Consider the following 14,561-nt stretch of genomic DNA (forward strand, 5'->3'; position numbering starts at 1 on the left):
ATGTATCATTTGTAGCAGAAAAATCCCGTCGCCGCCCGTACAATCTAATCGTCGGGCTGATCGACCGTCTCAAGCGAGCAGCGGCGCGCTAGCGCTTCGCGGTCGATGATTTCCACGCAGCCGCGCCGCGTGCGGACGACGCCTTCGCTCCGGAGCTGCGCGAGGCCGCGCGTGAGATTCACGCGGCTCGTGCCGAGCACGTCGGCCAGCTCCTCCTGCGTTATTGCCTCGAGCCCTCCGGACGGCGCGAGCAGATAAAGCAGATTGCAGAGCTTCAGGAAAGAGCCGTTGTACTCCTGGTGCGCCGTATCATAAAGCAGCAGATTCACGTAAGAGGCGTACCACTCGACGACCGCGGCGGCGAGCGCGCGGTTCTCCTCGAACATCGCGCGAAAGCCGGATTTTGTGAACGCGAGCGTCTCGACGGGAGAAAGCGCCTCCGTCGTCACCGCGAGCTCGATCTTATAATCGCGCTCGTGATAGACCGGAAAAATCGTCCCGGCGCCGTGGAACGAGATTATCTTGCGCCGCCCGTTCTCGTGCTCGACGCAGCAGCGCGCCGCGCCAGACATGATGTAGTGGATATTCCCGAAAGGCTCGCCGGGACGCCACAGAAATTCGCCGCGCGCGAAACGGCGCGCCTCGTGCGGACGCGAAAGGAAATATCCGTGAAAGGCGGAAAAATCGCCCGTGAAAAAATAACACGGCGTATTCGTGGAAATCACGCTCCTTTGCGGGACTTTTCCCGTATTGTAACACGCCGTGCGTGCGTGAAGATATTTTCATAAAATGTGTGCGGAGGGATAAACGATGAAAAAAGTAAAAATAACGGTGCTCAAGACGACGCTCGACAAAGAACTAGCGGAAGAATACGGAGCGGAAGGGCTCGGCCCCTGCCCGATGATGCTGGCCGGGCAGGAATTCTACGCCGACTACGCAAAGCCCGAGGGCTTCTGCGACGAGGCGTGGAAAGCGATATACCAGTACGTCTTCGCGCTCGCGCACGGCGCGGGCGGCGGCGTCTTCTACTACGGCGACTGGATAAGAAAGCCCGGCGTCGCGATATGCAGCTGCAACGACGGCCTGCGCCCGGTGATATTCAAGCTCGAGGCCACTGACGAGGAATCGAAGCTGGACTACACGCCGGTGCGGTAAAAATACAGTCAGACAGACAAAAACACGGCGCGGGAAAACGGCGCTCCGTTTCATAAAGACGCGGCGCGCCTGTCATAACTTCGTTGCTTCGTTCGCCCGCTGCGCCCGTGACGGAACAGGAAAATCGCCTGAACGACGTAAACGACTTTGCTTTTTTCAGTGGGAGAGCCGCCGCCGTGCGCATCATTAAGACAGCCGTATTATATTTTTCAAACATCGCGCATGTGCGAAAAGCGGCAGCCTGCCGGGGTATATAGATATAATTATATCGATATTCCAAATTCGTATCTACCGCAAAAAGCTTCTCCGCCGTATTATAATGGCGTTGAGGGCGAGGAACGACGCCAAGCCCGAAAACAGACGACAACACGGCACACCGGGCCGATCAGCACGGAAAGCGCCGTTGAAGATAACAACCTTCCTTAAATCTTCACAAAAAACCCCTCAGATTAGGCCCCGTCCTCGAAAAGAGGAACCCGGGGCGCTTTTTTTTTGTGTCTAAAGAAATGGCCTCGTTTGTGCGAGGCCATTTGAGGACATATTGATAAGCTTCTCAGATGCTGAACTTGAAAATTTCGTCAATTAATTTTCATGAAAAGTATACGACGATGACGGCTCATGAAAAGTTCACAAAGCGTGTGCAACATTATCCGCCCTTTTGCAAAGGGAACTTAATGCCTCAGAAAATTTTTCTGGGTTTTCAAGCATCGGTGTGTGTCCAGCATGGTCTATTATGAACAGCTCAGAGTGCGAATACCATGCGCCAACTGCTGAGCGTGCGCTATGGGACGCGCTTTGTCATCTATTCCATGGACAACCATTGTTGGGCAGGAGATTTCACAGAGCCGTTGTGTAAAATCCAGATGAAGCTGTGAAACCCATGGCTCGATTCTAGCTTGAGGGCTGATGCGTGCGCTGTATGCTTCTAGATGTGCAAATGTTTCGCCGTCAATGCTGCTCGAAAAGCACCTTTCTAAGAAAGCTATACGTGTTTTTTCCTCGCTCCACGACGCCTTGATCTCTTCCGGAGGCTTGTTGTTGATATGCCCTATCGTATTGCAGCCAGTGTCACATAGCAGTATTCCAGTGATGATTGATTTATTGGGCAGAGAAAAATAAGTCTGCATTACGATAAATCCACCGGAAGAATGCCCGACAAGAATGATGTTGCGGCACGCGTGCTGACGAACTAGGCGTAGTATTTTATCCGCCGTACTCTCTATGCTGTGATAGCCAGGTGCATCATGCCAAGACAGATAGACGGCCTCGTACCCGCAAGGGATACGAACATTTTTATAAATCTCAGGGCTTAACGCAGTTCCTGGGACAAAGAGTATAACCTTTTCCTGCTCTAAATTGCCCTTATAGTATAAATCTGCTTCTAGATGCATGTATTACGGTTCCTTTCCACAGCGTTTTTTATCTGTCAAAAGATGAGCCCGGGATGTTAAATAGCCCCGGTAACTATTGCGAAGACCAGCAACACGACGGTAAATCCCCATACGATAGGTATAGAGTATTTTAACCAGTCTTTTAATTCGCAGCCTATCAGCGCGCAGCCCAGATAGACGGTAGATACTGCGGGGCTGATTGTCCACCCCGCGCATTCGCCCATTACGACGGCAATCGCAGTTGAAGTCCCGCTGACTCCGGCGGCCTCAGTAACTCCCAAAATGACGGGGAGAAAACCATACGCGTATGGGTCTGCGCCGATCAGCATTCCAAGCGGAGCCGCGAATATTCCGACGATGATATGCAAGACCGGAGCGAGGAAAGGCGGCATGATTTTGATAAGCATAGTTACCATTTCTGTGACCATCTTTGTACCTGAAAAAATTCCGAGGAAAACACCGGAGCTAATTACGATAATCACCATAGCCATAACCTGTCCGGCGTGCGCTTTAATACGCTCGTTCTGAGCTTCTGATCCGCGGAAGTTGATGAGCAGCGCTACTACTACGCCGACTAAGAATATGACATGCGATGGAACCAAACCGAAAAATAGGGCGATTAGTATAATCGCAGTTACGAACCAGTTAATGGCGACGAGTTTAGGGCGTTTTAGCGATTCGTCTCCCGACGACACGATCATATTGCTTGTGTCAACGCTTGAATTCAGCGTGTTGCCTGCGCCGTATCTTATCGCCCGCTTTGCCAAGCAGAAAGAAATTACATACGCTAAAATCACGCCGAATATCTGAGTCGGGAGCATAATATGCCAGCAAATGTTCGGGTCGATTCCTAACACCGCTCCTACGCGGACAAACGGGCCGCCCCATGGCAGAAGATTCATAACTCCGGCCATAAGAGCGGTTGTCAGCAGCAAATCAAGTCTTTTGATTTTAAATTTTTCATATAACGGTAGCATGATAGGAATCGTCAATAAGTATGTGCTGGCACCGGAGCCGTCCAGATGCGTGACCATAGCGATTGCTGAGGTTGCGAGGAATATACTGACGACCCCCTTGTCGGCAAAACGCACAAGCCGGTTGACTAAGGGGTCAAACATTCCGACCTCTCCCATGATGCAAAAATATGTAATCGTTCCGATGAACAGGATCGCTACGCTTGATACCTGCTTCATGCCATCAACTGTAAAAGTAATAATTTCAGATAAATTGAAACCTGCCAAAAGCGCAAATATAATGGGAATCAAAACAAACGGAATTGCCGGAGAATTTTTACCCCTGAGAAGCAATACCATCATTATGACGACCATTGCGATGCCAAGTGCACCTAAATATGTCATAAACATTTCCCCCATGATTTACTCAATAAAATTTACGAGTGGTACTAGAAATTGACGAGATATACTCACCACTCAAGGGCCACTCGTAGTCAGGCTCGTCTATGATAGCCTTGTGTATTCTTTCTCAAACACCTTTGTAACACTGCCGGCATAAACGCATGCTGGCGTTGTTCCAGTTACCGTATTAAGGCGGCAGTTCCGCCAGGCGCTTTGATTCTCAATTAGAATACATCGTTAATAAACTTTCGATTGTCGTGCGCATTGTCATCCTATGCTCTATTCCTTCCGTAAAGGAATGGTTTCAGCATGTCCCATACTTCATCGCTAATATCATGTCTATGATAATCTTCCAGCATTTACTATGACTCCATCCTGCTTTTAAGAGTATTATAAAAATATCTCTTGCCAGCACTATCTAGATTACTTTTCGCTCCTTCAGAGCGGTTATTTCCTCTTCGCTCAGGCCGAGCAGCCCTCGATATACGTCCTCGTTCTGTGCGCCGATCTTCTGGCCCGGCCATTTGATTTTGCCCGGAGTTTCGGAAAGGACCGGGAAGACGGCCGGCATTTTTACGCTGCCGAATTCCTCGCACGGCACATCCACGATGTCGTGGCGCGCCGCGTACTGCGGGTCTTCGAATATGTCCTTGATGCTGTAGACCGGGGAAATCGGCACGCCGCACTCGTTGCAGCGCGCGGTGAGCTCGTCGTAGGTGTAGGACGCAACCCAGTCCGTCACTGCCTGCATTATCGGGTTCGGGTCGGCGAGTCGGTCCTTGGCCTTCGCGTACTTCGGAAGCCAGTCCGGGCGCTCCATCGCGTCGCAGAGGTGGTTGAATACCGGGTCGGTGCTGCATACGAGTATCACGTATTTGCCGTCCTTCGTGAGGAAAGTCCCTATCGGGCAGGACGCGCCGCTCGGCATAGGCGAACGTTCCCTTATTTTCCCCTGAAGGTCGTACTGCGCGACGAAGTTCTCTTCCATGCGGAAAATGCCTTCATATAGGCTGATGTCAACCTCCTGCGCCGTGCCCTTGAGCGCGTCGCGGTGGTAGAGCGTTATCATTGTGCCGAGCGCCGCGTTGAGTCCGGCGATGTAGTCGGCGAGGGCGAACGGAGGGCTGACGGGCGGCCTGTCGGAGTATCCCGTGACGTAGGTCATTCCGGCGAAGGCCGCGGCGGGCGTGCCGAGCCCAGCGAGCTTCGCGTACGGGCCGGTCTGTCCGTAGCCGGTGACGTGGACGACGATGATGTCGGGATTGGCCTTCCGCAGCACGTCCATGCCGAGGCCCCACTTGTCGAGGGTGCCGGTTCTGAAGTTTTCGATGATGACGTCGCTCTTGGCCACGAGCTTCAGAAACAGCTCTTTTCCTTCTTCATAGTGGAAGTCGAGGCTTATGCTTTTTTTGTTGCGCCCCATGCAGGGCCAGCGCATGCTGACTCCGTCCTTGTGCGGCCCCATCCCGCGGAACGCGTCGCCGCGCCCGGGCATCTCCACCTTGATGACCTCGGCTCCGAAGTCCGCGAGGAGCCCGGCTCCCCACGGCCCGGCTATAACGGTCGCTATGTCTAATATGCGCACTCCTTCGAGCGCTTCTCTTGGCATGAAGCACCACTCCCAGCATATAAATTTTTAAAGTTTTGAGAATTTGCTGCCTTGTCGACGCTTAATAGTCTAGGCGCTTTTACCTACGTAATAAAGCAAATTGATTTTTCAACAATGTAAAAATCTTTTGCAGCCGCGCGCGGTTCTGGTGATATAAAATTTAGAACAGTTAGCACATTTATCCGGCTGTATGGAAAATTTATCTATCAGAGGTATGGCGAGATGTTTATAAATTACCGGTATTTCATAGTCTTAGCGGAGGAGGGCAGCATATCAGGCGCGGCGAAGCGCCTTTATATCACGCATCAGGCGCTCTGCCGGTACCTCGCGAATCTCGAGGAGGAGCTGAACGTGACGCTCTTTGAGAGAAAACCGTCGCTCAGGCTGACGGACGCGGGGCGCATGGTGTACGAGACGCTGAAGCAGGCCGGCTCGCTCGAGCAGAATCTTCGCAGCAGGCTCGCGGACTACAACAACGACGTTACCGGCGAGATCAGGCTCGGCACGACAGAGGGACGCTTCCGCATACTTCTGCCCGACATCATCGAGGAATATAAAAAGACTTTCCCGCTGGTCTCGCTTTACACTCAAAGCGCGAAATCCACGTGGCTGCACAAGATGCTTGCGGCGGGCGAGCTTGACGCCGCGATACTGAATTACTCGCCGGGGCTTGAAAAGCAGTTCGACGTCGAAACCATATTGGAAGAGAATCTTTATTTGGTGATCAGCGACAGCATGATGAAGACCTATTTCGGCGACAAGGCCGGGGAATACGCGGAGATGTTCAAAAGCGGCGCAGACCTTCGGCTTATGACCGGAGTGCCGTTCGCGCTCAACCTTCCGACCTTCAATTCGAGCATCATGATCTCGGACGTTCTGCACCGGCTTGGGATATCACTGAACTGCATCCACGTGTCGTCGCACCCGGACCTGCATCACGCGCTTTCCGCGAAAAACCTCGCCGCCAGCCTCTGCCTTACGATGTACCTGCCGAGCGTCTTCCGTCTCAATAAGGAAGAGAAGGAGCATCTGAATATTTTCCCGATACTCGGGCTGAACTCGACCAACAAAGTCGTCATGGCCCGTGTGAAGAACAGGATATTCACGCACTACGGGAGCGCTCTGCTCGAGATCATCAGGAAGAGGAGCAGGGACTTCAAAAAATACGACGCGTATATAGAGGGCGGTTAAATCACGCGGCTGAACGCGCCGGCTGAAATACGGCGGCCGCAGTTTATGGTCATTCAACTAACAAAGATAAACGGTTGTCTTTATTGTCATTCCGCGCTTGACGCGGAATCCAGCGTCTTCAAATTCCGTAACGTATGTGAATTTAGGGACGCTGGATGCAGGGTCAAGCCCGGCATGACGAAATGTCAATCTCTCTTATTAAGTTATTATAAAGAAAAGGAATGTCATGAAAAATAAAGAAAGGCGGTATATATCATGTCATGGATGAATCCTGTAAAAAAAGTAATTCTCTGCGAGGTCGGGCCTAGGGACGGCCTGCAGAACGAGAAAAATATAATCTCAGCGGAAGATAAAGTCCGTCTGATAAACGGCATCGTTGAGGCGGGATATCCCGTCGTCGAGGTCGGCTCTTTCGTCCATCCGAAGGCAGTGCCGCAGATGGCGAACACGGACGAGGTGTTTCGCAGCCTTACGTTCAGGGACGGCGTGGAATACCGCGCGCTGATAGCGAACCTGAAGGGAGTGGAGCGCGCCGCAGCCTGCGGCTGCCGTAAGGTCAAGCTCAACGTGTCGGCGAGCAAGGCGCACAACATCGCGAACCTTAACCGCACCCCGGCGGAGACCGTCGCGGGCTTCGGAAAATGCGTCGATGCGGCGGAGGAGGGCGGGATAGCGGTCTCCGGCTCGATATCGATGGCCTTCGGCTCGCCGTGGGACAGGGAGATACCGCTTTCCGACGTGAAGGAGATCGTCGAGGCATACCTCGCCGTCGGCGTGCGCGAGATCTCGCTCTCCGACGCTTCGGGGCAGGCTTATCCGACGCAGGTGTATGAAATGTGCACGGAGATGAAAGCGGCATATCCGGAGGTTACGTGGTGGCTGCATTTCCATAACACCAGAGGGCTGGGCATAGCCAACATCCTCGCCGGAATGTCGGCGGGATTCGACAGGTTCGACACGTCGTTCGCCGGGGTCGGCGGCTGCCCCTTCGTTCCCGGAGCCGCCGGCAACGTCGCGAGCGAAGACGTCGTACATATGCTCGACGAGATGGGAGTGGAGACCGGCATAGATCTGGACAAGCTCATGGAGGTGAGCAGAGACGTTGCGAAGCTTCTCGCCCATCCGACTGACAGCTATCTGCTGCGCGCGGGGAAGGCGAAGGATCTGATACTTGATCTTCCGCAGCGCCAGAAAAATAATTAAAGCGTTGCCGCGCCAGTTTTAACCACGGCTCCCGCCGCCGCTCTGCGAAGCGCCGCCGCGGGGGCCGCACTTTTGTGCGGTTCTCATTTTTCAAGCGTGGCGACTTGCGGCGCTAAGGTCAGCGACCCTCCATAAATCTTCACAACCCCCAACAGAGAGGCTCCGCCCTCGAAAAGAGGAACCTAGAGCATTTTCTATCCGCGCAGTTAAATCTCCTGTTTAGGCGCTTTTTAACAGACGCGTTGTGGCAGCCGGAGCCAAATCTCTTTGCCGTTACAAATAATATAGGTATAATAATTTGGTATATCGCTGTCAAAAAAATAAATGACAGAGGTAGAATGAATCCGCACAAAGACCGGCAAAGGCATATTTAGCCGCCAAAGCGGCGCAAAGGGCTGGCAAGCGCGGCGCACGATAATTGCCGCGGCTGATATAACAAAAACTGGAAGGAAAAAGCGCATGATAACGGAATCCAATTTCAGCGGATTGCTGCTCTTTTTGGGCTTCACAAAAAACGGCGAATTGTATGAGAAAAATTTCCCCGCTTTCGGAGTATCTATGAGCGCGGATTTTTCCGCGAAAAAGCTGTATTATCCCGACGCGATAAAAGGCAGGGAACGCAACGACGGATTCAGCGCGCCAGAAAACTTCGTAGTGTTTGAGTGCGTGAACCGCCTTCTTGAAAAAGGATACCGCCCTGAACACATAGAGCTTGAAAAGGAATGGCATCTCGGTCACGACGCGAAGGGCGGGCGCGCAGATGTCTGCGTAACTGATGAAAACGGGGATATGCTCTTTATCATCGAATGTAAAACGTGGGGCAAAGAGTTTGAAAAAGCGCTGAAAGATACGAAGAGCGACGGCGCGCAGCTGTTTTCTTACTGGCAGCAGGAGCAGTCGTGTAAGTGGCTCGTGCTGTACGCTTCCGATTTCAAGAAAGAGGGCGTGGAATATACGGCTCCGTCGATTTCTTGCTCCGATGACGCCAATATCATAATCCTCGCCAAGAAAGACAAATCGATAAAACTCTATCGCGACGCGCATACCGCTCTGGAAAAACACGCCGCGTGGAAAGAAACCTACGCCTGTCAAATTCATGACGATTTAATCTTTTCCGCCGATTCCGTCGCCTACCAAATCGGCGTGAAGCCGCTGCTCAAGAAAAATCTGTACGACTTCACCCCGGAAGACAAAATCGTCAACAAGTTTGAAGAAATCCTGCGGCACAACAACGTCAGCGACAAAGAAAACGCCTTTAACCGCCTTGTAGCCCTGTTCATCTGCAAGCTCGTAGACGAAAGCACAAAGGAAGAAGACGACGAAGTCGAATTCCAGTACAAGCAGGGCACGGACACATACGAGACATTGCAGGACCGTCTCCAGAGGCTTCACCGCGACGGCATGGAGAAATTCATGCGCGAGAAAATATATTATGTTTCCGCGGATTACCCAGAGCAGCTTTTTGCAAACTATACCGATTCAAAGAGAAAAAACGCAATCGAGAACTTAAAAGAGACGATCCGCATTTTGAAATTCTACTCAAACAACGAATTTGCTTTCAAGGACGTGCATAACGAAGAACTTTTTTATCAAAACGGGAAAATCCTTGTGGAAATGGTGCAGTTGTTTGAAAAATACAGAATCGTCTATCCGTCAAGGCATCAGTTCCTCGGCGATTTGTTCGAGCAGCTTCTCAACAAGGGCTTCAAGCAGAACGAGGGCCAGTTTTTTACGCCGGTGCCGGTAACGCGCTTTATATGGGACAGCCTGCCTGTCGCGCGCATGGTGAAATCCGAGCGTGGAACTGTCTATCCCAAGGTTATAGATTACGCCTGCGGCGCGGGGCACTTCCTGACGGAGGCGGTCGAGGCAATCAATTATTTCGTGAAGTCGGACGGAAACAACGCATGGGCGAGAGACCATATTTACGGTATTGAAAAAGACTACCGCCTCGCGCGCGTCGCCAAGATTTCGCTTTTTATGAACGGCGCGGGAGAGGGAAACATCATCTTCGGCGACGGCCTCGAAAACGTGCCGGACAAGGGAATTGAAAACGGAGCGTTCGACATTCTCGTCGCGAATCCTCCGTACTCGGTCAAGGACTTCAAACAGCATCTACAGCTGAAAAACAACAGCTTTGAGCTCCTTGACCGTATCGGGCTGAACGGCGGAGAGATAGAAACCCTGTTTGTTGAACGCATAGGCCAGCTCTTAAAGCCGCGCGGCGTCGCCGCCGTAATACTGCCGAGTTCGATTCTTTCCAACGACAGCGCAAGTTACACGGGCGCGCGCGAGCAGCTTCTCAAAAATTTCTATATCAGGGCTATCGTCTCGCTCGGCTCAAAAACGTTCGGCGCGACAGGGACGAACACAGTTATCATGTTTCTTGAAAAATTCAACGAGCCGCCGAAGACGGCTGATTTGACCGAAGATTCCGTCGAGGCGATTTTCAGCGGCGCATCGCTCAACGGGTGGACAGACAAAGAAATTCTCGAAGCGTACGCGGCACAGATAGAGGTTGACGAAGATATATACAATGCGTTCTTGGCTAAGAAATACTCCTTGACCGAGCTGGAGGAAACAGCGTATTTCAAGATGTACGCCTCAGCTTTCGCCGGTTCGTCCGACGCAAAAAAACTGAAAGATAAGAAAGTCTACAAAAAGATGAACGTCGAGGAGCAAAAAGCTGCGTATCTTGAAGCGTTCTATAATTACGCCAACGAGATTGAAAGAAAAAAGGTATTCTATTTCTCGCTGGTTTTCCGGCAGACCACAGTTATTATCACAGCTCCGTCCGATAATAACGCACAAAGAGAGTTTCTCGGCTATGACTGGTCCAACCGCAAGGGGAACGAAGGCATTCAGATAATTGCGCCCGGCGGCAAAATGTACGGCGACGCAGACCGCGAAGCGGAGAATACTTTAGCCCATGCCGTCAGGCAGTCGTTTGACGGAGCCGCGCCGTCTTTTAGTGAAGAGCATCAAGCGTACGGAGCTGTGGTAGATACAAAAGATATGCTTGATTTTTCGAGACCAAGTTTTAATAAGACTCTCAAACTGTCTGCGGCAAGAAAGCAGCAAATATCAATCCGCAGCAAGTATCCGCTAAAAAAACTTGGTGAGATTGCACCGTATGTTATGGATAGGGGAAATTTAGACGATATTGACATTACCTCATTCATAACAACCGATAACATGATTAGAAACAGAGGAGGTGTAGTGGATTATAAGGGCATTCCAAATATCCAGACGGTTGTCCGCTATCAAAGAGATGATATTCTTGTATCGAATATACGGCCATATCTTAAAAAGATATGGTATGCAGATATAGATGGCGGCTGTTCCCCAGACGTTCTGGTATTTAGGGTGACAAATCAGAATTTGATTTTACCCAAATACTTGTTTGCGGTATTATCGCTTGACGTGTTCTTTGATTTTATGATGGCAGACCATAAAGGAACAAAAATGCCACGAGGTAACAAGACTTTGATACCTCAGTTTAATGTACCAGTTCCGCCCATTTCTGTACAACAGCAAATTATCGAAGAATGCGAGAAGATAGACGAAGAATATAATACAACTCGTATGTCTATTGAGACGTATAGACACAAAATAGAAGAGTTATTTAATGAGTTAGATATCGCTAACGGGGGGGGGGCAAAACTAAGTTTAAGTGATATTGAAAAATTTGACATTTCTATAGGGAAGCGCGTCGTCAGCACGCAGCTTGTGGAAAACGGCTTGATTCCGGTCTACAGCGCGAACGTTACTGAGCCTTTCGGATATATAAACGAACTGCTGATTACGGATTTTTCCGTTCCGTCCGTCCTGTGGGGCATAGACGGCGACTGGATGACGGCTTACATGCCGGAAAACATAGAATTTTATCCGACCGACCACTGCGGCGTCCTGCGCTGCAAAACGCCGCAGGTCAACCCGCGTTACATGGCGCACGTACTAGAAAGGGAAGGGCAAAAAATCGGTTTCTCACGTTCGCTGCGTGCGTCTATAGACAGGGTTCAGGGAATCACGTTCACCGTGCCGGACAGAAAGGCGCAGGACGAAACGGTCGCCAAGGTAAACGAACTTGAAGAGAAGATCAAAGAGGCTGAAAGTATCCTTGACACGTTGAACGACAGTATTTCCGACATTCTTAACCGTTATCTTATCTGATACCAGGCAGTTAAGAACGCACAGTAAACATTGCATAGCGAGCTTACTAAACTGCAAACGACCGCCGCCCCACTTCACTCGGAGACGGAAATTCGCGGGGCGGCGTGATTCTCACAAAAATGGAAAATGCTATAAGCTTGCTGTAAGCCTTCCGCAGAGAGCGGCGCTTTCGTTCAGCTTTGGGCGCTTACCAGATTTCCGAGTTTTCCGTCACGGCGGCGATTATCTCCGCGGCGGCGTATGGGCGGGCTATCGCTTTGGCTTTTTCGCTCATTTCGCGCGCTTCGCCGTTTTCTAAGAGCTTTTCGGCGGCTTCGGCTGCGCGCTGCGGCAGTACGAGGCGGCGCGCCGCTCCGTTCGCGGTCAGGTAGGATAGGTTCAGCTCTTCCTGTCCCGGTATCGGGTCGGCTAGCAGCATCGGCAGCCCGGCGCAGAGCGCCTCGGAGGCGGAGAGTCCGCCTGGCTTCATCACGGCGAGGTCCGCCGCGGCGTAGTAGTTTTCCATGTCTTTGACGAAGCCTTCGACGCGCACGTTTTCCTTATACATGAAGTAGGCTTTCATGCGCGCGCGGAGCTTTGCGTTGCCGCCGCAGACGGCGAGCACGTGGAAGCCGCGCGAGGCGAGCGACTTCGCGGCCTCGGCGACGGGGCCCGCGCCGATGCCGCCGCCGCTGACGAGGACGACGCGAGCGTCATGCGGCAGGCCGAGCTTTTCACGCGCCTCAGCCTTCGACGGCATTTTTGCGTATTTGCGCGCGACGGGGACGCCGGTCGTCACGACGTTGGTTATCCCCTCGGCTATGCGCTGGCGCGCGGCGCGCGGGCTGCCGGCGAAGCTCATGGCGAATTCCGCGCTGCGCTGGAAGCGGTGCGTCTCGAAGTCGGTGTCGGCGAAGTACACGGGCGCGCGTCCCCTGTTCATCGCCGCGAACTCCGCGGCTCCGAAGTAGTGCGTGAATATCGCGGCCTCCGCGCCTTTCGAGGCGAGGCGCTGCCGGAGCTTCGGCAGGCATGCGCGGCAGAACTGTCCGTGTACCCATTCGAAGGCCGAGGCCTGTCCGCCGCGCCTGTCGGAGCCCCAGTAGAAGCGCGACCAGAGCCACGGCGCGCTGCGCGCCATCACGTCGTAGCCGCCGGAGAATAGGCTTTTCATGAAGGGCGGCACGAAGTCCAGTATGTCGAGGCAGAAGGCCTCGCCGTCCGGGTTCGCGGCGAGGAAAGCCTCGCGCAGCGCGAAGGCCGCCGACTTGTGCCCGGTTCCCTCCGAGGCGTATATGAGGGCGAGAGTTTTCATTTTACGCGAGCCCTTTGAAAAGGTCGCCGAGCGTCACCTTCGGCGCCGCGCTGCGTTCCTTTTCCACTTTTATCGCGGCGAGTATGGAGTCGCGCATCTGCTCCTGCGTGTAGTTGCGCGGAAAGTAGAGCGCGGACGCGTCGCCGTGTCCGCCGCCGCGCACTTTTTTGCCGTCTTTGAGCAGCGCGAGCACGCGCCCCGCGAGGCCGTCGCGGCTGCGCATCGAGACGGCCCAGTCGCCGCCGAGCCTGCGCGCCGCCACCGCCGCCACTTCGGGCGGATTATCGTCGCGGTCGAGCAGCAGTCCGCAGAAGTCCGAAACGTCGCCGTATTCGAGAATGCCGTCGCATAGGAAGGCCAGCTCTTTGCCGTGACGCCATATGTGCTCCTTCGCCTCGGCGAAGCGCGCCTCCTGCCGCTCGGTGAACTCCGACGCGCCGTCGAATTCCTCGGGCGTCAGCGCCGCGTCCGGGTTCGCCGCGAGCCGCGCGAAGACGGCCCACTGCCCGCACATCGTCACGAGCGCCTGCCACAGACGGCTCTCCGGCATCTGCCCGAGCCAGAGGTCGCGGTCGTTCGCGATGCGCACTATAGGCTCGAGCTTCGCGAGCACGTCCTTCGTCCGGGCGTCCTGCGCGCGCTCGGAGAGCCAGTTCCAGTAGACCAGAGCGCCGCAGTAGTTCGTATCTATGACGGCCCATTTCCTGTTGCCGTAGCGCTCGAAGGTGCTTTTGTGGTGGTCGAATAGGAAAGGCGGGCGCGTCTCGTCGTAGAGCCTGTCCACCTCGTCTATGGTCTGCTCCTTCTGGCAGAAGAGGTCCAGCACGAGCGGCTCCTTGCCCGAGGCGAGCGTCTCGAGGATCAGCGTATCCACCTCGCCGTAGCCGGTGAGCGAGACGCGCGCGACGCGCCCGCCCTTCGCGTGCCACGCGAGCGCCGCGGCCGTTACGCCGTCCAGGTCCGTGTGGCTGATTATATGAAGAAGAGGTCTGTCCATCGTGATTCCCCCGGTTTTTTATAAATTGTAAAACAGCGCCGCGGCTGAGTAAAGCGCGGGAGCGAAGCGGAGGGCCATTACTTTGGAGCATGGGCCGCGATAGAAAGCGGGCATTTTACATTTTCGCACTGCGACACAATAATGCGGGAGGCGGCGAAAATATTCTGCGCCGCAGCCTGTTTCAGGGAGGAAT

At 53.4% G+C, this 14,561-nt stretch carries 11 protein-coding genes; 4 read left to right on the forward strand and 7 right to left on the reverse strand.

The window, feature by feature from the left end:
• Positions 1 to 44: 44 nt before the first annotated feature.
• Positions 45 to 725 carry a Crp/Fnr family transcriptional regulator gene (locus tag B5F39_RS06950; protein ID WP_204245059.1) on the reverse strand — a complete coding sequence of 227 codons (681 nt, stop codon included), beginning with the start codon at positions 723 to 725 and terminating at the stop codon, positions 45 to 47.
• Positions 726 to 810: 85 nt separating this feature from the next.
• Here B5F39_RS06950 and B5F39_RS06955 point away from each other — a divergent pair, with 85 nt between their 5' ends.
• Positions 811 to 1,155: a TIGR04076 family protein gene (locus B5F39_RS06955; RefSeq protein ID WP_087365334.1), complete on the forward strand. Its 345-nt coding sequence runs from the start codon at positions 811 to 813 to the stop codon at positions 1,153 to 1,155.
• A gap of 731 nt (positions 1,156 to 1,886) precedes the next feature.
• Here the strand turns inward: B5F39_RS06955 and B5F39_RS06960 are convergent.
• From B5F39_RS06960 to B5F39_RS06970, 3 genes are all read right to left on the reverse strand, one after another.
• Positions 1,887 to 2,546 (reverse strand): alpha/beta hydrolase, encoded by a 660-nt coding sequence (locus B5F39_RS06960; protein ID WP_087365336.1) that lies wholly within the window; start codon positions 2,544 to 2,546, stop codon positions 1,887 to 1,889.
• Positions 2,547 to 2,602: 56 nt separating this feature from the next.
• On the reverse strand, positions 2,603 to 3,904 hold the full coding sequence (locus B5F39_RS06965; protein ID WP_158095965.1) for a citrate:proton symporter: 1,302 nt from the start codon (positions 3,902 to 3,904) through the stop codon (positions 2,603 to 2,605).
• Between the two features lie 415 nt (positions 3,905 to 4,319).
• Entirely contained in the window at positions 4,320 to 5,510 is a 1,191-nt protein-coding gene (locus tag B5F39_RS06970; protein ID WP_087365340.1) for a CaiB/BaiF CoA-transferase family protein, read from the reverse strand.
• A 222-nt stretch (positions 5,511 to 5,732) separates the two neighbouring features.
• Between B5F39_RS06970 and B5F39_RS06975 the strand changes: the two genes are divergently transcribed.
• Positions 5,733 to 6,701 (forward strand): LysR family transcriptional regulator, encoded by a 969-nt coding sequence (locus B5F39_RS06975; protein ID WP_087365341.1) that lies wholly within the window; start codon positions 5,733 to 5,735, stop codon positions 6,699 to 6,701.
• Positions 6,702 to 6,956: 255 nt separating this feature from the next.
• Positions 6,957 to 7,904, forward strand: coding sequence for a hydroxymethylglutaryl-CoA lyase (locus tag B5F39_RS06980; protein WP_204245060.1), 948 nt, complete (start codon positions 6,957 to 6,959; stop codon positions 7,902 to 7,904).
• Positions 7,905 to 8,216: 312 nt separating this feature from the next.
• Here B5F39_RS06980 and B5F39_RS14575 read toward each other — a convergent pair whose 3' ends face one another.
• Positions 8,217 to 9,002 carry a hypothetical protein gene (locus B5F39_RS14575; RefSeq protein WP_239391154.1) on the reverse strand — a complete coding sequence of 262 codons (786 nt, stop codon included), beginning with the start codon at positions 9,000 to 9,002 and terminating at the stop codon, positions 8,217 to 8,219.
• Positions 9,003 to 9,047: 45 nt separating this feature from the next.
• Between B5F39_RS14575 and B5F39_RS06985 the strand changes: the two genes are divergently transcribed.
• Positions 9,048 to 12,077 carry an N-6 DNA methylase gene (locus B5F39_RS06985; protein ID WP_239391156.1) on the forward strand — a complete coding sequence of 1,010 codons (3,030 nt, stop codon included), beginning with the start codon at positions 9,048 to 9,050 and terminating at the stop codon, positions 12,075 to 12,077.
• Positions 12,078 to 12,264: 187 nt separating this feature from the next.
• Here the strand turns inward: B5F39_RS06985 and B5F39_RS06990 are convergent, their stop codons facing one another.
• Positions 12,265 to 13,371 carry a glycosyltransferase gene (locus B5F39_RS06990; RefSeq protein WP_087365346.1) on the reverse strand — a complete coding sequence of 369 codons (1,107 nt, stop codon included), beginning with the start codon at positions 13,369 to 13,371 and terminating at the stop codon, positions 12,265 to 12,267.
• A 1-nt stretch (position 13,372) separates the two neighbouring features.
• Positions 13,373 to 14,368, reverse strand: a complete 996-nt coding sequence (locus B5F39_RS06995) for a phosphohydrolase (RefSeq protein WP_087365348.1) — start codon at positions 14,366 to 14,368, stop codon at positions 13,373 to 13,375.
• Positions 14,369 to 14,561: the final 193 nt, after the last annotated feature.

The organism is Cloacibacillus sp. An23, from assembly GCF_002159945.1.
Classification (GTDB): Bacteria; Synergistota; Synergistia; order Synergistales; family Synergistaceae; genus Caccocola.